Source organism: Gluconobacter sphaericus NBRC 12467 (genome assembly GCF_006539125.1).
In the GTDB taxonomy this organism is placed as follows: Bacteria; Pseudomonadota; Alphaproteobacteria; order Acetobacterales; family Acetobacteraceae; genus Gluconobacter; species Gluconobacter sphaericus.
Genome location: NZ_BJMK01000020.1, coordinates 13,158 through 38,234, shown reverse-complemented (window position 1 = coordinate 38,234; position 25,077 = coordinate 13,158). Strand labels below are relative to the sequence as shown.

At 59.8% G+C, this 25,077-nt stretch carries 21 protein-coding genes and 1 pseudogene; 9 read left to right on the top strand and 13 right to left on the bottom strand.

The features are described from left to right. Positions 1-75 precede the first annotated feature (75 nt). Positions 76-1,461, bottom strand: coding sequence for an MATE family efflux transporter (locus tag GSP01_RS10900; RefSeq protein ID WP_228123902.1), 1,386 nt, complete (start codon positions 1,459-1,461; stop codon positions 76-78). 165 nt (positions 1,462-1,626) lie between these two features. On the opposite strand from GSP01_RS10900, the gene flgE reads away from it, so the two are divergent. From flgE to htpG, 4 genes are all read left to right on the top strand, one after another. After that, entirely contained in the window at positions 1,627-2,913 is a 1,287-nt protein-coding gene (gene flgE / locus GSP01_RS10895; protein ID WP_228123903.1) for a flagellar hook protein FlgE, read from the top strand. Between the two features lie 25 nt (positions 2,914-2,938). Next, entirely contained in the window at positions 2,939-4,468 is a 1,530-nt protein-coding gene (gene flgK, locus GSP01_RS10890) for a flagellar hook-associated protein FlgK (protein WP_141353476.1), read from the top strand. Between the two features lie 2 nt (positions 4,469-4,470). After that, positions 4,471-5,535: a flagellin gene (locus GSP01_RS10885; protein WP_141353474.1), complete on the top strand. Its 1,065-nt coding sequence runs from the start codon at positions 4,471-4,473 to the stop codon at positions 5,533-5,535. A 67-nt stretch (positions 5,536-5,602) separates the two neighbouring features. Continuing rightward, positions 5,603-7,474 (top strand): molecular chaperone HtpG, encoded by a 1,872-nt coding sequence (htpG, locus tag GSP01_RS10880; RefSeq protein ID WP_141353472.1) that lies wholly within the window; start codon positions 5,603-5,605, stop codon positions 7,472-7,474. A gap of 157 nt (positions 7,475-7,631) precedes the next feature. Here the strand turns inward: htpG and GSP01_RS15210 are convergent. The 3 genes and pseudogenes from GSP01_RS15210 to GSP01_RS10865 form a co-directional block, all read right to left on the bottom strand. Then, a pseudogene (locus GSP01_RS15210) lies at positions 7,632-8,001 on the bottom strand (IS5/IS1182 family transposase); the annotation flags it as partial. 124 nt (positions 8,002-8,125) lie between these two features. Then, positions 8,126-8,368 carry a hypothetical protein gene (locus GSP01_RS10870; protein WP_141353470.1) on the bottom strand — a complete coding sequence of 81 codons (243 nt, stop codon included), beginning with the start codon at positions 8,366-8,368 and terminating at the stop codon, positions 8,126-8,128. A 51-nt stretch (positions 8,369-8,419) separates the two neighbouring features. After that, a complete protein-coding gene (locus GSP01_RS10865) occupies positions 8,420-8,998 on the bottom strand; it encodes an NUDIX domain-containing protein (protein ID WP_141353468.1) in 579 nt (192 codons plus the stop codon). 50 nt (positions 8,999-9,048) lie between these two features. On the opposite strand from GSP01_RS10865, the gene dinB reads away from it, so the two are divergent. From dinB to GSP01_RS10850, 3 genes are all read left to right on the top strand, one after another. Further along, a complete protein-coding gene (gene dinB / locus GSP01_RS10860) occupies positions 9,049-10,119 on the top strand; it encodes a DNA polymerase IV (RefSeq protein WP_141353466.1) in 1,071 nt (356 codons plus the stop codon). 415 nt (positions 10,120-10,534) lie between these two features. After that, positions 10,535-11,728, top strand: a complete 1,194-nt coding sequence (locus GSP01_RS10855) for an MFS transporter (protein WP_141353464.1) — start codon at positions 10,535-10,537, stop codon at positions 11,726-11,728. A 32-nt stretch (positions 11,729-11,760) separates the two neighbouring features. After that, entirely contained in the window at positions 11,761-12,315 is a 555-nt protein-coding gene (locus GSP01_RS10850; RefSeq protein WP_141353462.1) for an LOG family protein, read from the top strand. Between the two features lie 28 nt (positions 12,316-12,343). On the opposite strand, the gene GSP01_RS10845 is transcribed toward GSP01_RS10850, so the two are convergent. Next, positions 12,344-12,820, bottom strand: a complete 477-nt coding sequence (locus tag GSP01_RS10845; RefSeq protein WP_141353460.1) for a GAF domain-containing protein — start codon at positions 12,818-12,820, stop codon at positions 12,344-12,346. Between the two features lie 219 nt (positions 12,821-13,039). Between GSP01_RS10845 and GSP01_RS10840 the strand changes: the two genes are divergently transcribed. Continuing rightward, the gene (locus tag GSP01_RS10840; RefSeq protein ID WP_141353458.1) at positions 13,040-14,515 is read left to right on the top strand and encodes a mannitol dehydrogenase family protein; all 1,476 of its coding nucleotides are present in this window, start codon (positions 13,040-13,042) and stop codon (positions 14,513-14,515) included. 85 nt (positions 14,516-14,600) lie between these two features. Here the strand turns inward: GSP01_RS10840 and murA are convergent, their stop codons facing one another. The 8 genes from murA to GSP01_RS10805 all read right to left on the bottom strand — a co-directional run bounded on the left by murA (position 14,601) and on the right by GSP01_RS10805 (position 22,891). Continuing rightward, positions 14,601-15,857, bottom strand: coding sequence for a UDP-N-acetylglucosamine 1-carboxyvinyltransferase (gene murA / locus GSP01_RS10835; protein WP_099285776.1), 1,257 nt, complete (start codon positions 15,855-15,857; stop codon positions 14,601-14,603). Between the two features lie 24 nt (positions 15,858-15,881). Then, positions 15,882-16,433, bottom strand: a complete 552-nt coding sequence (dcd, locus tag GSP01_RS10830) for a dCTP deaminase (RefSeq protein ID WP_141353456.1) — start codon at positions 16,431-16,433, stop codon at positions 15,882-15,884. A gap of 90 nt (positions 16,434-16,523) precedes the next feature. Continuing rightward, positions 16,524-17,438: a DMT family transporter gene (locus tag GSP01_RS10825; protein WP_141353454.1), complete on the bottom strand. Its 915-nt coding sequence runs from the start codon at positions 17,436-17,438 to the stop codon at positions 16,524-16,526. A gap of 6 nt (positions 17,439-17,444) precedes the next feature. Then, positions 17,445-17,621 (bottom strand): hypothetical protein, encoded by a 177-nt coding sequence (locus tag GSP01_RS14755; protein ID WP_167495531.1) that lies wholly within the window; start codon positions 17,619-17,621, stop codon positions 17,445-17,447. Beyond that, positions 17,611-18,795 carry a glycosyltransferase family 4 protein gene (locus GSP01_RS10820; protein WP_141353452.1) on the bottom strand — a complete coding sequence of 395 codons (1,185 nt, stop codon included), beginning with the start codon at positions 18,793-18,795 and terminating at the stop codon, positions 17,611-17,613. Before GSP01_RS10820 ends, GSP01_RS14755 begins: the two co-directional genes overlap by 11 nt. 188 nt (positions 18,796-18,983) lie before the next feature. Further along, a complete protein-coding gene (locus GSP01_RS10815) occupies positions 18,984-21,209 on the bottom strand; it encodes a pyrroloquinoline quinone-dependent dehydrogenase (protein WP_141353450.1) in 2,226 nt (741 codons plus the stop codon). Beyond that, positions 21,209-21,589, bottom strand: a complete 381-nt coding sequence (locus GSP01_RS10810) for a glycerol dehydrogenase (protein ID WP_141353448.1) — start codon at positions 21,587-21,589, stop codon at positions 21,209-21,211. Before GSP01_RS10810 ends, GSP01_RS10815 begins: the two co-directional genes overlap by 1 nt. A 150-nt stretch (positions 21,590-21,739) precedes the next feature. Continuing rightward, positions 21,740-22,891: a hypothetical protein gene (locus GSP01_RS10805; RefSeq protein WP_174787591.1), complete on the bottom strand. Its 1,152-nt coding sequence runs from the start codon at positions 22,889-22,891 to the stop codon at positions 21,740-21,742. 270 nt (positions 22,892-23,161) lie between these two features. Here GSP01_RS10805 and dnaK point away from each other — a divergent pair, with 270 nt between their 5' ends. Further along, positions 23,162-25,063 (top strand): molecular chaperone DnaK, encoded by a 1,902-nt coding sequence (gene dnaK, locus GSP01_RS10800; protein ID WP_141353446.1) that lies wholly within the window; start codon positions 23,162-23,164, stop codon positions 25,061-25,063. Positions 25,064-25,077: the final 14 nt, after the last annotated feature.

The following is a 25,077-nucleotide window of genomic DNA, read 5'->3' as shown; positions in this document are numbered from 1 at the left end:
AAGAAATATTCCAGTAAACCACGAATTCTTAGCTTCAAAATCTTCTTCTGCGGGCATTCATATCATAATATTTCTTCAATTTTTCATAATATTTGGCTCCAGCTTCCGGATAACCCGGAACGCCGTTACCACAGCAAGACTGCCAAACAGCACCACCCCCAAAGACTGCCCGACCAGAATCCCGACCGGCCCGTAAGCCGACCCGAACCATACGAACGGAATGGTCCCCAACGTCGCCCGGCCCCAATTGAACCCCGTAGAATAGAACGGGTGCCCAAGATTGTTGAACGCCGTATTGGCTACAAACAGCAGGCCGACGAACATATAACTCAGCACCAGCCAGCAACAGAACAGCCGCACGATGTCGACGCCTACACCCTGAAGTTCGAAAAGCTGGATGATGAAATTATGCGCCACCGCCAGAACCAGCCAAGTTGCGCCGACACAAAGTGCCGTCAGCTTGAGCGCCGCCAGCAGCGCCTCCTGCACGCGATGAATCTGCCGCGCTCCCAGATTCTGCGCCATGATCGGCCCCACTGATCCCGTCAGCGCGAACACCAGCGAAAAGGCCACCGGGACGATCCGGTCAATCGTCGCCTGCCCCGAAACCGCATTGAGCCCGAACCGCGCCATCGCATGCGTCACGAACAGCGCCCCCGTCGGCGTCGCCAGATTGGTCGCAATCGCCGGCACAGCAATCCCGCCAATCAACCGTGTGGACGGCCCAAACGCCGAGCGCTCCGGCCATTCCAGCATGGCGTGCCCCCGCAAATTCAGGAATCCGCTCGCTGCAATGGCCAACCGCGCCAGAACCGTGCTGATCGCAGCGCCTTCAAGCCCCAGATGCAGCCCAAAAATCATGATCGGATCCAGACAGGCGGAAACCACTGCCCCGGTCAGCGTCACCCGCATCGAGCGCTTGGCATCACCGACCGCCCGCAGAAGCGATGACAGTGCCATTCCTAAACAGACCAGCGGCAATGCCGGTGAGACAATATGAAGGAACGTAGCCGCATGCTGCTGCGCCTCACCATGCGCGCCCAGCAGGCCAAGCAAAGGCATCGCGAATGTCGCCGTCAGCAATCCCAGCACAGCGGCAATCGCCACCATGACCACCAGAAACGCCGAGGCCATCCGGCGCGCCTCGTCATGCTGCCGCGCTCCGATCAGCCGCCCTGTGCACGCCCCGAGTCCGATCGTCATGCCAATGGAAACAGAGACCTGCACGTAGCTGACCGCCGTCGCAAACGCGATCGCCGCCGTCAGTGTCTTGTCATGCAGATGGGAGATATAGCCGTAATTGAGCAAATCGACGGCAAACACCGCCATCAGCCCGATGGCCCCCGTCCCGGCCATGGTCACGACATGACGCATGATGCTGCCATGAACGAATCTGGCGGGTCTGACCGGAGAATCGTCAGGAATAATAGGCTTTTTCGGGTCGTCGTCTGGCTGGGGCATGCCGCCCCATCATGCCCGGTCCTCAACCAGAGAACCAGAGGCAATGGCGTTTTTTCACACTCACATCATGCCGTTACAACCAGCGAATCCAAAACACGCAACGGCGAATCCGTCGTTTTGAGGCTTGTAAGGACTTCCTTAATCTCCGTCGTGGAATCCTTGGCCATGATGCTCGGGCATACGACCCGTAGCCTGTTCCATGTCCGGGAGTATGCCATGTCCTCGATCATCAACGCGGTCCACACCGCCGTCAGTGGCCTGAACGCCCAGTCCCACGCCTTCACTGACCTCTCAAACAACATCGCCAACAGCCAGACCACAGGCTACAAAGCCAGCACCACCAGCTTCGAGGACTACGTCACCGACAACGAAATCGCTAATGACGGTGAATCCCTGAGCGACAGCGTCGCTGCCACCACCCAGCAGAACACCGACAACCAGGGAATGGTAACAACGTCAACCAACAGTACGGCCCTCGCCATTTCCGGCAACGGGTTCTTCAACGTCTTACAGGCCACCGGCCAAAGCAATGACAGCACCCCCGCTCTGGGGACGCAGCAGTATTATACCCGTAACGGTGATTTCTCGCAGGACAAGAACGGCTATCTGGTCAACACGTCCGGCTATTACCTTGAGGGCTACAACGTCAACGCCACCTCTGGCACCCTGGGCACGTCTCTCTCCGCCATTCAGGTTCCTTCCACCATCGCGTTCCGGCCGACCGAAAGCACGAAACTGACCGCAACCGGCACGCTCGACAGCAGCAGCACCACTCCTGTCGATATGCCAGCGACAACCTATGACAGCACAGGGGCGGCCTCGACGGTCGATCTGAGCTGGACGAAGGTCAATGACACGACCTGGACTGTTAAGGATGCCAACGACACCACGGGCTCCAGCAACAGCGCGACCGTGACGTTTGATTCCACCGGTGCCGTTTCCTCCGTGACATCCCAGAACAGCACGGGAACCAGCAGCACTTCCAGCACCAGTTTCGACTACACAGGCTCCCCACAGGATATGACCGTGAACCTCAGCGGCATCACTCTCGGTTCGGCAAACACCGTTTCTATGACGTCAGACAGCGTGACCAGCGGCACCTTCTCTGGAATTTCCATGGAGACGGACGGCTCTGTCATGGCAACGTTCGACAACGGCTATTCCCAGTTGGTCGCCAAGATCCCGCTGACGACTTTCGCCGATCCGAACAGCCTGTCTGCCCAGAACGGACAGGCCTATACCGCCACGTCGCAGTCCGGAAGCCCGCAGATCAACGCAGTCAACACCAATGGTGCCGGCACCCTGACCACGGGCTCCATCGAAGAATCCACCACGGACCTGACCGGCGATCTTAGCAAGCTGATCGTGGCGCAGCAGGCCTATGGCGCAAACACGAAAGTCGTCTCCACAGCCGACCAGCTTCTTCAAACCACGCTGGCGATGATCCAGTAAGTCGGACTGAAGGGATACCTACCTCATGGGACTGAACAGCGCACTCTCGATTGCAACGTCCGGCCTGAATGCCGTCCAGAACGCCATGGCCGTTGCGTCCAACAACGTCTCCAATGCTGGGACAAGCGGCTATATCAAGGAAAACGCTAACGTTCAGTCTACTGTGGCTGGCAGCATGGGTACTGGCGTCCGCACTGCCGCTACAACCCTGGCCACGAACGAGCAGGTCCAGAAAGCGCTCTACGCCCAGAACGCGGATGTCGCGGCCTACACGGCCACGAGCAACTCCCTGTCCAACATCACCGCACTCCAGGGCTCCACCAGCGCTACCTCCGGCAGCAGCGGAACCCTCTCCGACGAACTGGGCAATCTTCAGTCCGCCCTGACGTCCCTGACCTCCACGCCCGACAGCGCGTCGGCCCAAAGCACCGTCATCTCCGCCGCCTCCACCTTCGCGCAGTCCGTTAACACTCTCGCCTCAGCCTATCAGACCCAGCGCCAGACGGCCCAGGATACTGTCGTGTCCTCGGTTTCGGACATCAACACCGATCTCACCACGATCGGTGCCCTGTCCACCAAGATCATGAATCTCAAAAGCACCGGTCAGGATACGGCCGCGCTGGAAAACCAGCGCTACACGGCCCTATCGTCGCTTTCCTCGGAACTCTCCGTCTCCTGGTCCGAGTCCGCAAATGGCGACATGACCATTTCCACCGCAAATGGCGTGACCCTGCCGACGCGGGATACCAGCAGCACCCAGGGCGCAACCGTATCGTCCACCTGGCCCCTCAGCACGTCATCGGCCCAGATTTCGGTCAGCTCGACCTATTCCGCCGCGTCTGCCGACAGCAGCATTCCTGCCATCACGCTGAACGGCCGGGATGTCACTGCGGATCTGACCGGTGGAACGCTGGGCGCGAACATCACCCTGCGCGATACAACGCTCCCCACCATGCAGGCGCAGCTGGACTCCCTGACATCAACCGTTGCCACCCGCCTGAGCGATCAGGGCATGTCCCTTTTCACATCCGGCGCAAATGGCAACGTTCCGGGCACATCGCAGACAGACCTTACGCCGACCGGAAGCGTCGGCTTCTCGCAGGTCATGAGCGTTTCCAGCACCTATTCCAATGATCCGTCCAAACTGCTCGACAGCAGCACATCCGGAACACAGACCATCCAAAAGGTCCTGAGCTATGGCTTCGGAACAACATCCGATTCCGACGGCACCTCCCAGACGGCAGCGCCGAGCACGAACCTCGGACTGACCGGAACCCTGTCCACGGGCTATACGGGAAATCAGGGGATCATCTCCCTTGCGACATCCCTGACAGCAAAACAGGCCGCCACCGCCAGCGATGCCAGCAGCGACCTCGCCCTCTCCCAGACAACGCAGACCAGCCTGACGTCCAACCTTTCCGGAACATCAACAGTCTCCGTGGACACGGAAATGGCCAATATCGTCACCTTGCAGAACGCCTACGCGGCCAATGCCAAAGTCGTATCAACCGTACAGACAATGTTCAGCGCCCTGCTAAGCGCAATCGGAACCTGATCATGACCGGAACCATCTCCAGTTTCGGCTTCGGAGGAATCTCCAGCCAGCTTCTTCTGGGTGTCCAGAACCTTTCGCAAAGCCAGAATTCGCTCCAGCTCGAAGCCTCGACCGGCGTGCTCTCCAGCAGCTATGCTGGTCTCGGCGCATCCAGAACACAGGCCCTCGCCCTTCAGCCGGCCATCACGCAGGTATCCGCCTGGATGAGCAACATCACGAACACCCAGAACACCCTGACCACGACACAAACCGCCCTGTCACAGATCTCTACCATCGCCCAGGATCTGACAAGTTCGCTGTCCACGCTCGGCAGCACGCTGACCTATTCAACCGTCACGACGGCCGCTACCGCCGCCCAGTCGGCCCTGACATCGCTCGGCAACCTGCTGAATACGAAACAGGGCGACAGCTATGTCTTCGCCGGACAGCAGAACACGACCGCCCCTGTAAGCACCGATCTGGGCACATCGGATCTCGCCACCCAGATCGAACAGGCCGTCAACCAGCTCGGCTCCACCACCAGTGCGGACGACGTGCTCAGAACGACCGAGGATCTGGCCAGCAATACCGCCGCCGGCCAGCCCTTCTCCGCAGCGGTGTCTACATCCCCCGATCAAGCCTACCAGCAGAAAATGCAGGCCGTCGTCGGTCAGTCCGAAACGGTCTCCGTGGGCATGGTCGCCACCCAGAGCGCAACCGCAACCTCCACCACATCGCCCATCCGCAACCTGATACGCAACCTCATGGTGGTCGCCTCCCTCGCCTCGTCTTCCGCCAGCGCAAGTGACTATTCCAGCCTGATTTCAGGTCTTCAGAGTTCAATGGAAACCGTAACGAGCGGCCTGGGAGACATGAGCGGCCTTCTCGGCGTCCAGCAGAACAGCCTGACAACACAGACCTCCATGCTGAGCCAGATGTCTTCCGCCCTGACTACCCAGCTCGGGCAGGTCAAGGATGCCGATCTGGCGCAGGTTTCCACGCAGGTGACGAACACCAACAACCAGCTTCAGGCGTCCTATTCCCTCATCGCCGACATGAAGGGCATGACACTCGCATCTTACCTCTGATGCCGGTTGAAAATCCGTTTGTGACATCGCATATCGAAGTCACTTTCCTGTACGGAGACTTAATGAGATGAGTGAAACGAACACCCAGAAGGCAGCTGAAAAGCACGAATTCAGTGCCGAAGTCGGACGTCTTCTGGATCTGGTAGTCCATGCCCTTTACTCGGATCGTGAGATCTTTCTACGTGAACTCGTCGCCAACGCGGCCGATGCCACGGACAAGCGCCGTTTCGAGGCTTTGACGGACAGCGCGCTAGCTCTCCCAGAAAATGCGTCCATTCGCATCAACCCGGACAAGAGCCAGAAAGAGCTGACCATTTCCGATGACGGCGTGGGCATGACCCATGACGAACTGGCCCAGAACCTCGGCACGATTGCCCGTTCCGGTACCCGCGCCTTCGGTGAAAAGCTTAATGCCGCAAAGCCGGAAGACCGTCCGAGCCTGATCGGCCAGTTCGGTGTAGGCTTCTACGCGGCTTTCATGGTGGCAGACCGTGTAGACGTCACATCACGCAAGGCCGGTTCCGACGAAGCCTGGACCTGGTCGTCTGATGGCAAGGGCGCCTTCACGCTCACCCCCGCCTCCCGCTCCACGCCGGGCACCGACATCGTCCTGCACATGAAAGACGATGCTGACGAATATCTCGACAGCTGGCGTCTGCGCTCCACCATCCGCAAATGGGCAGACCACATCTCCTGGCCCATCACCCTGCGTGAAACAAAGGAGGACGGCACCACCGAAGATCAGGCTGCCAACGAAGGCACGGCCCTGTGGAGCAAGCCGAAAGCCGAAATCACACCGGAGCAGTATGCCGAGTTCTACCGGCACATCTCGCGTGCTTTCGATGAGCCCTATGCGACGCTGCACTGGCGCGCGGAAGGTGTAACCGAATTCACGGCCCTACTGTTCCTGCCCAGCGCCCGCCCGTTCGATTTCATGGAGCAATCCCGCGAAAGCCGGATTCATCTTCATGTCCGCCGGATGTTCATCACCGACGAAGCCGAACTGGTCCCGAACTGGATGCGCTTCGTGCAGGGGGTGGTCGATACCGAAGATCTGCCGCTCAACGTCTCGCGTGAAATGCTTCAGGCCACTCCGGTCCTGGCCCGTATCCGCAAGACCGTGACCAAACGCGTCCTGAGCGAGATCAGCAAGCGTGCAAAGGAAGCCGACAACGGTTTCAACACATTCTGGGAAAACTTCGGCCCCGTCATCAAGGAAGGGCTCTGGGAAGATGCCGAACACCGTACGGAAATCGCCGGTTTCGCCCGCTTCCACTCGACCTATAGTGACGACCTGATCACGCTGGATGATTACATCTCCCGCATGAAGGATGGTCAGGACGCCATCTATTACCTGACCGGCGACAGTCTCGACGCGCTCAAGTCCTCGGCCCAGCTTGAAGGCTTCCGTGCCCGCGGCCTCGAAGTCCTGCTGCTCTCCGATCCGGTGGACGGCTTCTGGCCGGAGCGTCTGTCTTCCTATCAGGAAAAGCCCCTGCGCTCCGTCACCCACTCCCACGGTGATCTGGAGAAGTTCGAGTCTGTGGAAGCAGACACGGCCGAAGCCGCGAACGTTGAAAAGCTGGTCCCGACCCTCAAGGATGCGCTCGGCGATCAGGTCAAGGACGTCCGCAGCACCGTCCGTCTGACGGGCAGTGCCGTTGTCATCACGTCCGATGGCGGTCCGGATCTAACGATGCAGCGTCTGATGCGCCGTTCGGGTCAGGCCATGCCCGCCATGCCGCCGATCCTCGAAATCAACCCGAAGCATCCGCTCATCAAGGCTCTGTCCGAGCGCGTCGAAAAGGGCGAGAGCGTCAAGGACTATGCGACTGTCTTGTTGGATCTGGCCCGCGTGCAGGAAGGCGAGCCCCTGCCCGACCCAACCGGTTTCGGTCGTTCGCTCGCCGCGCTGCTGGCCGGTCCTGCCGCAGAGTAAGCAAAAAACCTGAGCATTCCGCATTTTCAGGTCTATTCGAAAAATGCGAGGGAATTATCCCTCGCATTTTTTACATACGCTCCTGTGAGATATGGAACGCCAGACATGATTGAGGGAGACGCAGACCTATGGATGATTTCCGCTTTACCACATTACTGTAATCGGTGACCTGTCCTGCTGTCATGAAGAGATCCAGCGGTCGTCCTTTCTGATCGGTGAGACATGGATCTTGATATTCATACTGCCTTTGGTACGACCGATCAGGCGGCGCGAATTCCATTTTTAGCCGCAGGCTCAAAGCCGTACAGTGTGTCTTGAGATTAAGTCGCATCAATCATAATGGTCTGAGGTTCTGCCTTTCCGACAGCCGAACCGTCCATCATCCGGGCGAAGATCTCCATGGCGCCCCAGCGCAGAGCATTGCGGTTCACAGAAATGATGCCGCTCAATACACGGCGGTCATCGACGCGAGGTTTGCCGTGGCTCCTGGGAAAGAACGGCCGCAGACGCTCCATCTGTTCGTCCATCAGTCAAAACAGGTCGCTCATCTTCAGTCTTCTCGCAAAGCATGAATCAGATTTCCGCAATCAAATCAATGGGTCCTGAGCCTAGACACCAAGCCCGCTCAAGCGCGTAAGCCGCTCCTCAACATCAAAAAAAACCGGACCGGTTTATTTTACATCCCCCAATAATAGCAGGAGTGATGGAATCACACAGAGGCCGCCAAGTTCGCGGGTTTTTCGGGCCCTCCACTTCCATTTCGAACCAGACCTCTAAGCGATAAAAGGCCAGGAGTTCATTATCGGTCGGATGGCCGCGCGCGATGATCTGGCTGGTATCGGGAAACAGCGATGCGGTTTCGACCATCAGGAACTTCATGATGTGCTGGAGCATAACTAGCGCCCCAGACACAATTCCGATTCCGTGGGGGCAGAGGAAAACCCCTCAGATCAGTCCTTTTGCCCGGATCAGCGCAAAAGCGGCCAGTGAGACCATGCATTTCAGTTCGCCGTCTCGGATCATAGTCTCGAACGCTTCGAGCGTCATGTCGTGGCAGGTGATGTCTTCTTCGGTAGCTTCACGATCCGTTTCACCGCGGGTCAGATTGCGGGCCAGAAAGACATGCCCCTTCTGGTTCGAATAGCCCGCCCCCTGATACATGCTTCCGACATGAATCATCTCGCCGGCGCGCAGTCCGGTTTCCTCCCGCAATTCACCCAGCGCGAGTTCGACCGGATCGACATTCTCTTTCGTCTCCCACATACCCATCGGAAGCTCCCACAGCCGCTCGCCCACAGGATAGCGGAACTGCTGGATCAGCGTGACCTTGCCGTCGGCATGCAGCGGCAGAATCACAACGAACTCGCCACGCTCGACAATGCCATAAAGTCCCTGCTTTCCGTTGGGATGGACGATGATGTTCTCGCGCAGGGCGGTCCAGGGGTTGCTATAGGCCATTCGGGTGGAAATTGTCTGGAAACCGGCGTCCCTACGGGCGTCTTCGATGGTCTTATCGGTGCTCATGGACGGCTCCTGATCTTGTTTCGTTCTTTCGAATCGGCAACACTCGCATCATGGAGCAACGCCGGATCGTGCATATCGACATGGACGCATTTTACGCGTCTGTCGAACAGCGGGACGACCCCTCCCTGCGCGGCCGCCCCCTCGCGGTAGGCCGGGGCGAGGCACGGGGCGTTGTAGCCGCCGCAAGCTACGAGGCTCGACGTTTCGGCGTCCGCTCGGCCATGCCGTCGGTCACGGCCAAACGCCTGTGTCCGGAGCTTGTGTTCGTGCCTGCGCGGTTTGACGTCTATCGCAGCGTCTCGGCCCAAATCCATGACATCTTTTCGCGCTACACGCCCCTGATCCAACCACTGTCGCTGGACGAAGCCTATCTGGATCTGACCGACCATCTTGGCGCCTATGGTTCCGCCACGCTGGTCGCGGACCGCATCCGCGCGGATATCCACGCTGAGACCGGGCTGACCGCCTCGGCCGGTGTGTCCTACAACCGTTTTCTGGCTAAGCTGGCCTCGGATTACCGCAAGCCTGACGGGCTGTTCGTTATCACACCGGCAATGGGGCCGGACTTCGTATCTGCCCTGCCCGTCGATGCATTTCACGGTATTGGCCCCGCCACAGCACGGAAAATGCGTGCTCTAGGCATTGAGACGGGCGCCGATCTGCGGGAACGAGACGTCGAGACGCTGACCCGGCATTTCGGCAAGGCCGCGGCGTTTTATCATGGGATCTCGCGCGGGATCGATCACCGACCCGTCGTCGTAAACCGGGAACGCAAGTCACTTGGTACCGAACAGACCTATCTTCGGGATCTGACTTCCGAAAGCGATGCATATAATGCTCTTGCGCAAATCGCAGCAAAGCTGTGGACAGGTGCGGAACGTCGCCGTCTTCAGGCACGAACCGTAACCCTGAAGGTCAAATACGCGGATTTCCATCAGATCACCCGCGCCCGAACACTGTCCACGCCAGTTCCGTCCGAAACAGATCTGCTGATCACGGGCCAGAGTCTGATGGCGCCGCTATTTCCATTCATCCCTGGCGTGCGCCTGCTAGGCCTTACGCTATCTGGCTTTCAGCCACCCGACACCCTGCCCGACGATCAGATGGAGCTGCTCTTTTAGAACGACGTCATGACATATCGACACAAATTCTGGCATTCTTTCCACTATTTGATGCGTTGATACTCAGCCTGTCCTGATCGGGCCGTCTTTTCATCGCATGGACCAACGCACATGCCCCACGCTATCGAGCAGCGCCCTGCTGACACATTTCCTGATGATGGCTGGATGCGCATCCAGGATCTCCCTGTCACCAGGCTTCGAGAAAACCCTTTCCTACAACCAACAGGAACGCTCCTCCTCGACGCTTCACAATTCCATGGCATCCCGGCTTCGGTAGGCTGTCTCGATGTTCGCTTCAAACAGTATCGCCCGGGATTATGAAGGAAAGACAGACTCCCCCTCGTGACGGCTTCCTCCATCTGGCCTATGGCATGAGCGAGCTTTTTTACAGACTGGCCTCAGGAGAGCAGATTTCATGACCGCGCAAGATACGCCGGCGGCCTCACCGACAAAACGCGTTCTTGCAGTCGTCCTGTTCAATCTTCTCGTCTATATCGTGATCGGCCTGCCCAACGCCGTCCTGACAATTTTTGTCCATCAGGGCCTGGGCTACAGCACGACCGTCGCGGGTATCACATTCTCGCTCCAGTATTTCGCGACTTTTGCGGCCCGCCCGTCCGCCGGGCGACTGGTCGATCGGATCGGCCCCAAACCCGTGGTCATCGGCGGGCTCGTCACCTGTCTGCTCTCCGGCCTGTTGGTGATCGGATCGGGGCTATTGGCGGCCACACCGCTACTGTCGCTGGGCGTTCTGCTGTCCAGCCGCCTGTTGCTGGGGTGGGCGGAAAGCTGGGCCGCAACCGGGGTGATCGTCTGGAACATCCGGCGGGCTGGGGCGGAAAATACCGCCATCGCCATTTCCTGGAACGGCATCTGCTCCTATGGCGGGATTGCGCTAGGTGCGCCAATCGGGGCCAAGCTGTCCATGCTGGCCGCACCCTATGGCGGGCTGGTTTCGGTGGGCATACTCTCGGTGGCCCTGCCGCTATTCGGTCTGGCGCTGATCGGCTTCTACCCTGCCGTCAAACCCATTCCCTCGACCAGTCAGCCCATTCCTTTTTCCCGTGCGCTCAGACTCGTTCTTCCGCACGGGTCGGCACTTGCGGCAGGTTCCATTGGATTCGGAGCGATCTCGTCGTTCCTGGCACTATATTATTCGGTCCTGCACTGGGAAGGAGCGGCTACGGCGCTGGCGGTCTTCGGCTTCACTTTCGTCGTCATCCGGTTTTTCTTCGCCTCACAGATCGCGAAGCGTGGGGGCGTATTCGTGGCGATCGTCTCGCTGTTGGTGGAAGCACTCGGCCTCGCCACGCTCTGCATATTCCAGACGCCATCCGCAGCCCTCGTGGGGGCCGCACTGACAGGGGCCGGCTTCTCGCTGCTCTTCCCCGCACTCGGCGTTCTGGCCGTCAACAGTGCGGGTCCGGAGAACCGCGGGGCAGCTCTGGGCGCCTATTCCATTTTCATTGACCTTGCCATCGCGTGCTCGGGGCTGTTTCTTGGACAGGTCATCGAGTTCGCAGGTTACAGGACGATGTTCGCCACCACCGCCATCTGCTGTCTGGGTGGTGTTCTGATCAGCCGTTCCCTGGGCCGCAGGACCGCGTGACGGATCTTCGCTTCAACTGACACGGACCTGACATGACCATTCGTTCCTGCGCCGTCTTCTGTGGCTCCCGCTTCGGCAACTCTCCCGTTTATGCCGAAGGTGCAAAAGAAATCGGAATAGCCCTGGCGCGACACGGAATTACACTGGTCTATGGCGGCGGGCATGTCGGACTGATGGGCACGGTGGCGGATGCGGCCCTTCAGGCGGGCGGCAAGGTCATTGGCGTCATTCCCGAATTCCTCCATGCCCGTGAAGTCATGCACAAGGGTGTGACACAGCTTGAGGTCACACCGGACATGCACACCCGCAAGGCCCGCATGTTCGAGCTGTCTGACGCCTACGCCATTATTCCCGGCGGCCTCGGCACGTTCGACGAACTCATGGAAATCATGACCTGGAAGCAGCTCGGTCTGCATCAGGAAGCGATCTACATCGTCAATATCGGCGGCTGGGCGACGTCTCTGGTCAATACACTCAATGATGCCATCGATCAGGGTTTTGCAGACCCGTCGGCCCGCAAACTGTTCACGGTCGTCGAGGACGTTCCGGCACTGATGCAGCATCTCTCTGTCAGCGTTCCGGCCTGACGTCGAAAAGAGCGGGGCTGGTCCCCGCTCAGTTTTCCAGCGTTGCCACGAACAGACTGACCACCTCTTCCAGACGTACGCGATCTGCGTCGGAAAACCGGTCTCTCACCGGGCTGTCGATATCCAGAACGCCCACGAGCGCCCCTTTAACGACGATCGGCAGCACGATTTCCGATTCTGACGCCGCGTCACAGGCGATATGCCCCGGGAACGCATGCACGTCCGGCACCACCAGCGTCTCGCGGTTCTGGGCGACCGTGCCGCACACACCACGGCCCAGTGGAATCCGCGTGCAGGCCAAACGCCCCTGAAACGGCCCCAGCACAAGCTGTCCGTCAGCCTCTTTCCACAGATAGAACCCGGCCCAGTTGATCTGCGGCAGACCCTCAAACAACAGAGCCGAGATATTGGCCATGTTGGCGATCATGTCTGTCTCGGTCTGAAGAACGGACCGGACCATCGGGACAAGCTCGTCCACACTCAGACGATGGATGGGAGCACTCATGCAAAAACAGTCCTGCAAAAACAGTCGATAGGTCCGTCAATCATAAGGCAAATCGGAAAAAACCGGAACAGAGGTCGGCTTTAATGGAAAATTTTCGTTTTCCCTAATACTCGCCAATCCGGGAGAATTATTAGAAATTATTCACAAAATACAAAAACAGTTTCCTCGACGTTGGAGACTTCTAAAAGAAGCCGGTCCTTTCGTCTGAAAGATCTTTCCATGATCCTGACTTCCCAGACCCTGCCCACCCTCCCGGACTCCATCCTGACATCGCCCTATGACCGGGGTTCGGTGACGGCCGGCATTGTCCATCTCAGTGTCGGCAACTTCCACCGCGCCCATCAGGCCGTCTATACGGACCGCGCGCTGGCCCTTCCGGGGCAGTCCGACTGGGGCATCGTGGGCATGGGCCTGATGGACCTTCCCGGCGAAGTGGCAAAGGCCGAGGCCCTGCACGCACAGGACGGCCTCTACACCCTGCGCGCCTGCCCGCCGAACCGTCCCGATACGGTCCGCGTCGTCAAGTCGCTGGTCGAATACATCCATGCCCCCGCCGACCGCGAAGCCGCTCTGAAGCGCCTGACGGACCCCGCCATCCGCATCGTCAGCCTGACCATCACCGAAGGCGGCTACTACATGGACGAGGCGGGCCGGTTCATGACCGAGCACCCCACCATCGCCGAAGACCTGCACCGCCCGGTCCCGCAGACGGCCTTCGGTATGATGACCGAAGCCCTGCGCCAGCGCCGTGACGCCGGGATCGCGCCCTTCACCATCCTGTCCTGCGACAACGTGCCCGCGAATGGCGATGTCGCCCGCAATGCCGTGCTGTCCTTCGCCCGTCTGCGGGACGCGGAACTGGCGGAATGGATCGAAGCTGAAGTGGCCTTCCCGTCCTGCATGGTCGATCGCATCACCCCGGCTGTTCATCCTGCCGACGTGGCGCGGCTGAACGCCCAGAGCGGCATTGAAGACCGCGTTCCGGTTTTCTGCGAAGACTTCATCCAGTGGGTCGTGGAAGACAATTTCCCCGCCGGACGCCCAGCCTGGGAGCAGGTCGGCGTCCTGTTCACGGACGATGTCGAGCCTTACGAACAGGTCAAGCTGCGGATGCTGAACGCATCCCATTCCATGCTGGCCCTGCCCGGCGTGCTGATGGGATACCGGCTGGTCGATGAAGCGATGGGCGACGAACATCTCGCGGCCCTGCTGGAGCAGTTCCTGCGCCACGACGTCTCACCACAACTGACGGCCCCTCCGGGCATCAGCCTGTCGGACTATGCCGCCCTGCTTCTGGAGCGGTTCCGCAACCATGCCGTCAGCGACCAGCTTCTTCGCATCACGTCGGACAGCACATCCAAGCTGCCGGTCTTCCTGCGCGCCACGGCGGAAGACGTTCTGAGAAACGCGCAGGACCCGCGCCGGATCGCCTTCGTTCTCGCCTGCTACTGTGCCTATCTGGTGGGCCGCGACGACGTGCAGGCCAGTTTCGCCGTCACCGAACCCCGCCTGAGCGCCGAAGACCGCGCACTTGCGCTGGATCCGAACCCGGCCAGAGCGCTGGACATGACCGTATTCGCCGGATGGGGCCTTGAAGACTCCGCCGAGTTCCTCACGCGCTTCATCCAGACACGCGAAGACCTGAAAACACACGGCACCGCAGCCGTCCTGAAGGATCTGGTCGCAAACGGATAAAAGTTTTTGGTGAAGCTTTTTTCAAAAAGCTTCAAAGACCTCCGCCTTTTTGAAAAAAGGCGGAACCCAAAAACTTTCAGACCTGTCAGTCCGAGACGCGGGCGATATCGGCACCGCAGGCTGCAAGCTTGCGGTCCACGCCTTCATAGCCCCGGTCCAGATGATAGATGCGGCTGAGCTGCGTCTCGCCTTCCGCTGCCAGACCCGCGAGAATCAGCGAGAAGGACGCCCGCAGATCGGTCGCCATGACGGGCGCACCCGACAGCTTCGACACGCCACGGATGATGGCCGAGCGGCCATGCACGTTCACGCGCGCGCCCATCCGGTTGAGTTCGGGAACATGCATGAAGCGGTTCTCGAAAATCGTCTCGGTAATCATGGACGCCCCTTCCGCCACGGACAGCATCGCCATGAACTGCGCCTGCATATCCGTTGGGAAACCGGGATACGGCTCGGTCATAATATCCACGCCCTGAAGTGTGCCGCTGCGACGGACCCGCAGACCACGCGCCTCTTCAACGACCTCGACGCCCGTTTCCTCAAGCGTGCGGATCACGGCACCCAGATCATCGGCCCGTCCGCCCACCAGCAGCAGGTCTCCGCCCGTGATACCGGCCGCGCAGGCATAGGTGCCGCACTCGATGCGGTCCGGCATGACGGCATAATGCGCGCCGTGCAGCTTCTCCACACCGTCAATGACCAGCGTGCCCGAACCTTCACCCGTGATCTGTGCGCCCATGGCGTTAAGGCAGTGCACCAGATCGCTGATTTCAGGCTCACGCGCGGCGTTGACGATATGGGTGCGCCCCTTCGCCAGCGTCGCGGCCATCAGCAGGTTCTCGGTCGCGCCCACACTGGCGAACGGCAGAATGATGCGGTCGCCCTTCAATCCGTCCGGTGCGGTCGCATTGATATAGCCGTTCTCCAGACGGATCACGGCCCCCAGCGTCTCAAGCCCCTTGAGATGCATGTCCACCGGACGCGTACCAATGGCGCAGCCGCCCGGCAGCGAAACTTTCGCTTCCCGCGCCCGCGCCAGAAGCGGCCCCAGCACCAGAATGGAGGCACGCATCTTGGAGACGATATCATACGGCGCTTCGACGGACCCGATCTCACCGCCAATGGACAGCGTGCGCGGCCCGGCTTCCTCGACCGCGATACCCAGCCCCAGCAGCAGGTCGCGCATCGTCTGGATATCCGCGATGCCCGGCACATTGGACAGCACCAGCCGCTCGGACGTCAGCAAGCCCGCGACCATGAGCTTGAGGCCGGAGTTCTTGGCCCCGCCGATCTCAATTTCGCCTGTCAGGCGGCGGCCACCGCGAATGATGAAACGGTCCATGGTGCGATCCTTGAGAACTGGGCTTTAGAGGCGAGGCGTAGTGACGCCGGACTGGCGCATGTATTTTCCAGCACGGTCGGCATAACTGACCTCACAGGGGCTGGCACCCTGGAAAAACAGGAACTGGCAGATGCCCTCGTTCGCGTAAATTCGCGCAGGTAGCGGTGTGGTGTTGCTGATCTCGATCGTGACCTGACCTTCCCATTCCGGCTCAAGCGGCGTGACATTTACGATGATGCCACAGCGCGCATAGGTGGACTTGCCTAGGCACACCACCAGCGTGTCACGCGGGATACGGAAATACTCGACCGTATGCGCCAGTGCGAAGCTGTTGGGTGGGATGGTGATGTCGCCCGTGCGGGTCACGAAACTGTTGGACGCGAAATTCTTTGGATCGACGATGGCACTGTCTACGTCGGTGAAGATCTTGAAGTCCGATGCCACACGTGCGTCATAACCGTAAGACGACAGACCGTAGGAAATGACGCCTTCGCGCTTCTGGGCCTCTACGAACGGTTCGATCATGCCTTTTTCACGGGCCATCTGGCGAATCCATGTGTCGGGCATGATGGGCATGAAGGCACTCCTGGGCAGGGACGACTAAAATCGCCGTAAGTCTAACCCATCTGCTCTAGCGAGCGATGGGCTATCACGCAATGTGTCGGCTCAGTCATTTTTCGTGAGCGTTTGTGGCACACGTCCCAACAGGACCTCCAGCCACTGCGGACGCAGTTCGCTAGTCAGAACGCCACCTACGATCAGTGCGGCACCCAGAAGGGTCGCAGGAGGCAAATGATCACCCGCCAACCAGCCTACGAGCCCACCCCAGACCGGCTCTCCAGCATAGATCACGGCAGCCTTTGTGGGGGAGACGGATTTCTGCGCCCAGTTCATCACAACCTGCACCAGAGCGCTCAGACCACCCAGAGCCAGCGCGCAGGCAATCCAGACCCAGGAAAAAGCCGGGAGCGCCTCCCCCGAAACGGGGACCATCAACCCCGCGAACAGACTGCCGGCAAAAAGCTGCATGACCGTTACACGCAAGCTATCCACACCCCGCGCATAAAGACTGATCAGCACGATCTCAATCGCAATCGCAATCGCCGCGAACAGCGTCAAAATATCCCCGCGCCCGAAGGAGAGTGACAGCGCCGCCGGCCCTGCCAGACAGACCAGCCCTGCGAATGCCAGCCCAATCCCAAGCCAGCTCATCAGATGCGGGGCCTTGCGCAGAAATACCCACTGAAAGATCGGCACCAGCGGCACGTACAATGCCGTAATAAAAGCGGAACGGCTGCTGGTGATGTCATGCAGACCAGCGCTCTGCAACACGTAACCGGTAGCCAACGCCACGCCGATCAGCCCACCCGCCCGCATTTCCCGCCAGTTAAAATCCAAAAGTTTCCGCCCGGCCAGCAACCCGACGAACACCGCCGCCATCATGAAACGGACAAAGACGAAAAAGCGCGGCCCACACTGCTGCATGGCAATATGCAGCACGAGAAACGTCCCGCCCCACAGAACCGTCACGCCCGTCAGCGCCAGTTCCTGCGGCGAAGGGAGAGGAAAGTTTCGCTTCACAGACGTTTAGCGATCATCGGGGGGAGAGACAGCATCATCCTGCGGCCGCGCACGCTGCTGCTGTTTGCGCCGCATCAGATTGGCCCGGAGTGCCTTGGCCTCCCGGCTTTCCCGCTCTTCCTTTGCGGCCGCGGCGCGGTCATGGGTGATCTGCCCTGACGGTTTTTCGTCCTTACTGGTCATGGCTGTATTCCTCAAATGTCTCCCGCAGACGGGTGCCCAGAAGTTCGTCATACACACCCAGCGTGCGGGCTTGCATCAACGTCGTCGTATAATTGGCGATAGCATGGGCCCGGGCTTTTTCCGCCAGCCAGTCCAACGCGCCATCGTCTGTTTCCAGAATACGTTTCAACGCATCTGCCAGGGCCTGAGGATCATCCGGGGGCACGACCAGACCTGTCACACCAGGCAGGATCGTCTCCATCATGGCCCCCTGTGCCGTGCCGATTACGGGACAACCCATCATCTGCGCTTCTACCAAAGTACGTCCAAACGGCTCAGGCCGGAGCGAGGGCGCCACGACAACGCTCGCCAGCTCACAGGCAGCCGGCATGTCGGTGCAGGTTCCGGCGAATCGGACATGCTCCTCAAGGCCAAGTTCCCGCACGCGCTGTTGCAGCCTGCGAGAGAACTTCCGATCATTTTCCGGACCAGCCAGAACGCAGATCCAGCCTGCGTCCACCCGCAGGCGCAGGAGTCCCAGTGCCTCGACCAGAACACCCTGCCCTTTCCATGCCGTCAGCCGTGCGGGCATGAGGATAATCCTTGCCTCGACAGGCACGCGCCAGATTTCAGCCAGTTTCTGCACGCGTTCGCCGGATACAGTACCAGGCGTAAACTCCCGCAGGTCTGCACCGCGCGGAATGACGCGCAGACGACTCTCCGGTACGGCGTATTCGCTGCGCAGGCGCCGAGCGATGAACTCCGAAATCGCAATGACCCGAACTCCGCGCGCCAGTATGGAATTATAGAACTTCTTGGCCCGCCATTTCGCCTCATGCACGCCATGCCATGTCGTTACGAGCGGGATGTTTTCGCGCCGACAGGCGATCCACGCGGCCCAGGCCGGAATCCGCGATCGGGCATGCACAAGATCCACGCCCTCACTACGAATGATCGCCTGAAGATCCCGCGCCCGACGCAGCACAGCGAAAGGGGATTTCGTCTTCAAATCAAGCTCGATATGCCGCGCACCGGCGTGACGAAGCTGCACCAGAAGCCGGCCGGGACGCGAGGCGACCAACGCCGTGCCACCCCCTTGGGTGATTGCTGCGGCAATCTCGACAGCCCCGCGCTCCAGACCGCCGGTGCCCAGCGCCGGAAGAACCTGAAGGATGACGGGGGAGCGATCGGTCATGACGGTTCTGCGGGGCCTGTTCCGGGAAAATATTTGTGGACGAAAACAGCCTGTAGCCGGGTCTGGAGGTGCTTCCCACCCGGAAAATGGAAAAAAAGCCCCGGAAACGACAAAGGGGTGGCCTCCGTGCCATTTCTGGCACGAAAACCACCCCTTCGCATCATCCGGAGGCCTCAGCCCCCGCGTTCTCAGCCCTTGTGATCAGGCAGTGCGTAAACCACCAGCTGATCGCTGACTGGCGTCATCATGAAGTGGTGACCACCTGCCATGATGGCGACGTACTGATGACCATTGGCCTCGTAGGTCATCGGGTTGGCCTGACCGCCGCCCGGCAGGACCGCACTCCAAACCACCTTGCCGGTATGCTCATCGATGGCACGGATCTGATTATCCGTAGCCGCACCGATGAACACCAGACCGCCAGCCGTCACGACCGAACCACCATTGTTCGGTGTCCCGATTTCCCAAGGCAGACCCGTCGGCAGACCCCATGGACCATTGGCACGGGCCGTTCCGAGCGGATGCTGCCACAGCACCTTCTGACCATGCTTCATATCGATGGCCGTGATCATACCGTAGGGCGGACGGTTGCACATCATGCCCGTGTACTGATCCCAGAACGGAGTCACAACGATGCCATAAGGCGTACCGTCCATCGCGCCATTACCTTCGGCACCACCGCCACCCGGCTTGTAGTTCGGGTCATCGATCGGCATCAGGCCCAACTGGTCAGCCTTCTTGCGGGTCACGAGCTGGTCGTACATCGGGGTGATGTTCCAGTTCGCGATCAGGATGCCGCTATTGGGATCGTAGGACATGGAGCCCCAGTCACTGCCGCCGTTATAGCCGGGATATTCGATCCAGGGTTTGTCGACGCTCGGAGGCGTGAACTCGCCCACGTAATTGGCCCGGCGAAACTTGATGCGGCAGAAAAGCTGGTCGATGGGGGACATGCCCCACATGTCCTTCTCCTTCAGATCCGGGACCCGAAGGGCAGGCATTCCGGTGGACCAGGGCTGCGTCGGAGAGCGCGGATCACCTGGAATCACACCGGGTGACGGAGCGGGGCGCTCTTCCACCGGCAGGATTGGCTTACCGTCACGACGGTCGAGCACGAAGGTCTGTCCGCGCTTCGTCGGCATGATGAGCGCCGGAACGGTCTGTCCGTCAGGGCCTGGCATATCCATCAGCGTAGCCTGCGAACCGATATCGTAGTCCCAGACATCCTTGTGGGCGGTCTGGAAGACCCAGCGCGGAGACCCCGTCTTGACGTCAAGGGCGACGACCGCCGAGGACACCTTGTTTTCTTCAGGGCTACGCAGAGCACTGTAATAATCCGAAGCCGAGTTGCCGGTCGGGACATAGACGAGGCCCAGCGCATTGTCGCCGGTCATTGCAGCCCAGGAGTTCGGCGTACCGCGGCTGTAGTGGTTGTTGCCGGTTGGCTGACTGTGGTCGTTGGGGCGGTTCACGTCCCATGCCCACAGGAATTTTCCGGTCTCGGCATCGTACCCGCGGATCACACCTGACGGGGCCCAGCGACGTTGGCCGTCGAGAACCTCATGGTTGACCACCGCGACGCCATTCACGATTGGTGGAGGAGTTGTCATGGAGACGAAGCCGGGAACAGATTCGCCCATGCCCTGCATCAGGTTCACCTGACCGTCATGACCGAAAGTCGGGCAGAGATTGCCAGTCGCAGCATCGACCTCGATCAGACGCATGTCGAGCGTACTTTCGAGAATACGGTTGTGGCACGGCTGACCCTCCGGCACCTGCGAAGACGTGAAGTACGTCACGCCTTTGCACGCAGCGGTATAGGGAATCGCCTCATATCGCTCGTGGATGTTGTGACGCCAGATTTCTTTACCCGTTGTCGGGTCGAGCTTCATGATGTCATTCTGGGCCGAACACATATAGAGGCCGTCACCCACCTTGATCGGCGTGGTTTCGGCAGCCCATTTGTTCGTCTGGCCCGGCCGCGGATAGCTGCCGGTATGATAGACAAAGGCAACCTTGAGCTGATCGGCGTTCTGCGGCGTGATCTCTGACAGCGGCGAGTAGCGCATCTGGCTGTCGTCATGGCCGTAGGCGGCCCAGTCTCCCGAGGCAGGGCTGGCGCTCTGCTGCGGGGCCATCTGAGGAACATCGTTCGGATCCATGGACCCGATATCCGGCAGGTTGGCCGCGTTCACACCCGGTGCCTGGGGCGCATAGGGGGACGGACCGGCAAAGCGGCTCTTCGCGGCTGGCGTGTTCTCGGTCGGCTCGAAGGAATTATCGCTGCTGGGGTCCGGCACGGAGGAGGTGGGCGAACCACCGCTGCCTGCGGGAGCGAACTGGGCGTTGGCGGCCAGCGGTGCACAGGCCAGCGTGGCACAGGCAACGGTAGCGAGAAGATGGGATCTGCGCATCAGACGGCTCCCCTCAGGGTACGGCGGGTTTCCATCCGGCGAAGAACAGGAATGGTGAAGGCGACAAGGATACCCAGCAGCGTTGGGCCGAAAGCGCGCGGGAGAAGGTCAACGGGGCTGAAGCCCACTTCCCACAAGGACCAGACCCAGGTGTAGGCCAGTGCGCCCAGATACAGGTAAGCGCCCAGCGCCCGCCCCATGACCATGAAAACACCGCCAGCCACCAGCAGAATACCACAGATAACGTAATAGACAGAGCCGCCCAGCATCGCGAGGTCGCCCCCTGCGATCACGAAGTACAGCCCCACCAGAATAATGACACCCCCCAGGAGCAGCGTGAGCCACTCGGTCAGGGTTCTGTTGCCATAAGTATTTGGCATAGGTGAAAGCCTCCAGAGCTGAAAGTCTGGACGGTAAGTCCAGACTTTCATGAAAGCTACGGTTCTTTTTCAATATTTTGAATATAATTCTAACAAAACCGTGTAATTATATGGTTCCATTTCAATGAATTCAAATACACGTTATATTTATTACCCGGCCGGGATTGTTACAACCGCCCCTGCCGTATGGTTTGTCGCCGCGAGGGCCGCAAGAACCTGCACCATCGTAAAGGCCAGTTTGCTCTGGAAATCACGATCGCTAATCCAGAACCAGGTATTATTGTAACTGACCGCGGCATAGCGGGAATCCGGCTCTTCCCGGCTCGAATGGATCACGACTTCCGGACGGTTTTCGATCCCGACCTGCCCGATCGTGGGAGGTGTACGGCCGCTCTTGATGTCGTCTTCCGGCACCTCGACCTCGTAGGCGAGCTGCGTCAGCATTGCGAGCATCGAGCGCGTGAGAATAGCGATCTGTCCCGGATGTTTGGGATAAGGACCGTAAACGATTTCCGCCTCCTCGGCTCCCGGGTCGAGATGTAGCAGACGGCGCACCTCGGCCTGGATCGCCAGAAGGTTACTATCAGATGTCGAGGTCAGGACCAGATAGGAGCGCTCGGTGCCCGTACTACTGCCCCCGCTGCCATTGCTGTCGGACTTGCCGCCGTTTTTCTTGCTGTCCGGCGAGGGCGGAGCCTCGCTCGTGATCCGGATGGTCATGGCCCCCTGGATCTGAAGCTGCCGCAGGTCATGCAAAAGCAGATAGAAACGGACCGAGCCACCCCCAGATGGCCCTGCGCCAAGCCCGCGGACGTTGGAAAGTCCATCAATGGACTGTGCTGTCAGGCGCAGCAGCGTGTCGATCGGCAGACCACCAAGGCTGAGCGGCATAATGACCGTCGGCGAGATCGGCCGGACCACGTTCTCAGCATATTGCTGCCCCGTCACCGGCTGATAGGTGAAAGTCGGGCTCTCACCCAGGGACATGGTTCCCGTACCGAACAAGTAATTCCCGACCGCCGTCGCCGGATAGGCATAAAAGCCGCCGCTGATGCTCTTGGAAACGCTGTAGCCCGCAATCACCTGCGTCGTATCAAGGAACGTCGGCGGATCGGCATAACGCAGCCGAACGATGTTCAACAACATCTCGTGCTTCTGGGTATCGCCCAGCGCACGGGAGTATTCAAGCTGATCGTTCCGCAGTTTCCCGGGCCCCATCGGCCCACATGCAGAGAGACCGGTTGCGGAGAAAACGGCCAAGGCAGCCATCAGCGTGGCACGAAAGTAAGGATGATTCGGCATGGCTGTCTGAAGACTGTCCCATTGGCAGATAAAGCGGAAGGCCCAACCTTACTAGAGGCGGATGACCATATCTAAAACAGCCATCTTCCCTTCAGACGGGCGTGAAGCGAACATTCTCGACGAAATGTGTCGTCCAAGTGCTTGAAACGCTTTCCAGCCTTGCCTAGATCAGTAGTCGGAACACAGGCCCGTGAGGGTCTGGATACGTCAATAGGGTTCGATCCGGTGCCTCACAGGGCCGGACCGGACCGCTGAGAGGACTGAATTTACATGAGCAAAGTCATTGGTATTGACCTTGGTACGACGAACTCCTGCGTCGCCGTACGCGAGGGTGACGAAACCAAGGTCATCGAAAACAGCGAAGGCGCCCGTACGACGCCGTCCATGGTCGCTTTCACCGACAACGGTGAGCGTCTCGTCGGACAGGCCGCGAAGCGTCAGGCTGTCACCAACCCCGCCAACACGCTTTATGCCGTCAAGCGCCTGATCGGCCGTCGTTACGATGATCCGACCGTCCAGAAGGACAAGGAAATGGTGCCGTACGGCATCGTTCGTGGCGATAACGGCGACGCATGGGTTGAAGCACGGGGCGAGAAGTATGCTCCGTCGCAGATCGCTGCCTATGTTCTGGGCAAGATGAAGGAAACCGCTGAAAGCTATCTCGGCGAGACCGTCTCCCAGGCTGTCATCACGGTTCCGGCTTACTTTAACGACGCCCAGCGTCAGGCCACCCGTGACGCCGGCAAAATCGCTGGCCTCGAAGTCCTGCGTATCATCAACGAGCCGACCGCAGCAGCCCTCGCCTATGGCCTTGGCAAGCGCGATTCCGGCACGGTGGCCGTGTATGACCTTGGTGGTGGTACGTTCGACGTCTCCATCCTCGAGATCTCCGACGGCGTGATCGAAGTGAAGTCCACAAACGGTGATACGTTCCTGGGTGGTGAAGACTTCGACAACCGCATCATCGGGTTCCTGGCCGACGAGTTCAAGAAGGACCAGGGCATCGACCTGCGTGGTGACAAGCTCGCCCTGCAGCGCCTGAAGGAAGCTGCCGAGAAGGCCAAGATCGAGCTGTCCTCCTCCAAGGAGACCGAGATCAACCTGCCGTTCATCACGGCGGACGCTTCGGGTCCGAAGCATCTCGTCGTCAAGCTGTCCCGCGCCAAGCTGGAGAGCCTGGTCGATGATCTGGTGCAGCGTACGCTCGGCCCGTGCCGTGCAGCCATCAAGGATGCGTCCGTCTCCCCGAACGAGATCGACGAAGTCATCCTCGTTGGCGGCATGACCCGTATGCCGAAGGTCATCGAGACGGTTAAGGAATTTTTCGGTAAGGAGCCGGCCCGCAACGTCAATCCTGACGAAGTGGTCGCCATCGGTGCCGCCGTTCAGGGCGCTGTCCTGAAGGGTGACGTCAAGGACGTCCTGCTCCTCGACGTGACGCCGCTGTCGCTGGGTATCGAGACGCTGGGTGGCGTGTTCACCCGTCTGATCGACCGTAACACGACGATTCCTACCAAGAAGAGCCAGACCTTCTCCACGGCCGAAGACAACCAGAACGCCGTGACCATCAAGGTCTATCAGGGCGAGCGTGAGATGGCGGCTGACAACAAGCTGCTGGGCAACTTCGACCTTCAGGGCATTGCTCCGGCGCCGCGTGGCGTGCCGCAGATCGAAGTGACCTTCGACATCGACGCCAACGGCATCGTGAACGTGTCTGCCAAGGACAAGGCCACGAACAAGGAACAGCAGATCAAGATCCAGGCCTCTGGCGGTCTGTCTGACTCCGACATCGATCGCATGGTCAAGGACGCGGAAGCCAATGCGACCGCCGACAAGGCCAAGCGTGAACTGGTTGAGCTGCGCAACAGCACGGAAAGCCTCATCCACCAGACCGAGAAGTCCATCACCGAAGGTGGCGACAAGGTTCCGGCGGCTGACAAGTCCGAAGCTGAAGCCGCCATCGCTGAGGCCCGCGAAGCTCTGGGTGGCGAAAACCTCGACGCCCTGAAGGCTGCCAGCGAGAAGCTGACGCAGGCTGCCATGAAGGTTGGTCAGGCTGTCTATCAAGCCGGTCAGGGTGCTGAAGGTGCTGCTCCGGAAGCCGAGAAGAAGGACGACAACGTCGTCGACGCCGACTTCGAAGACCTCGAAGACGACCACAAGAAGAACTGATCGGGTGACTTTCC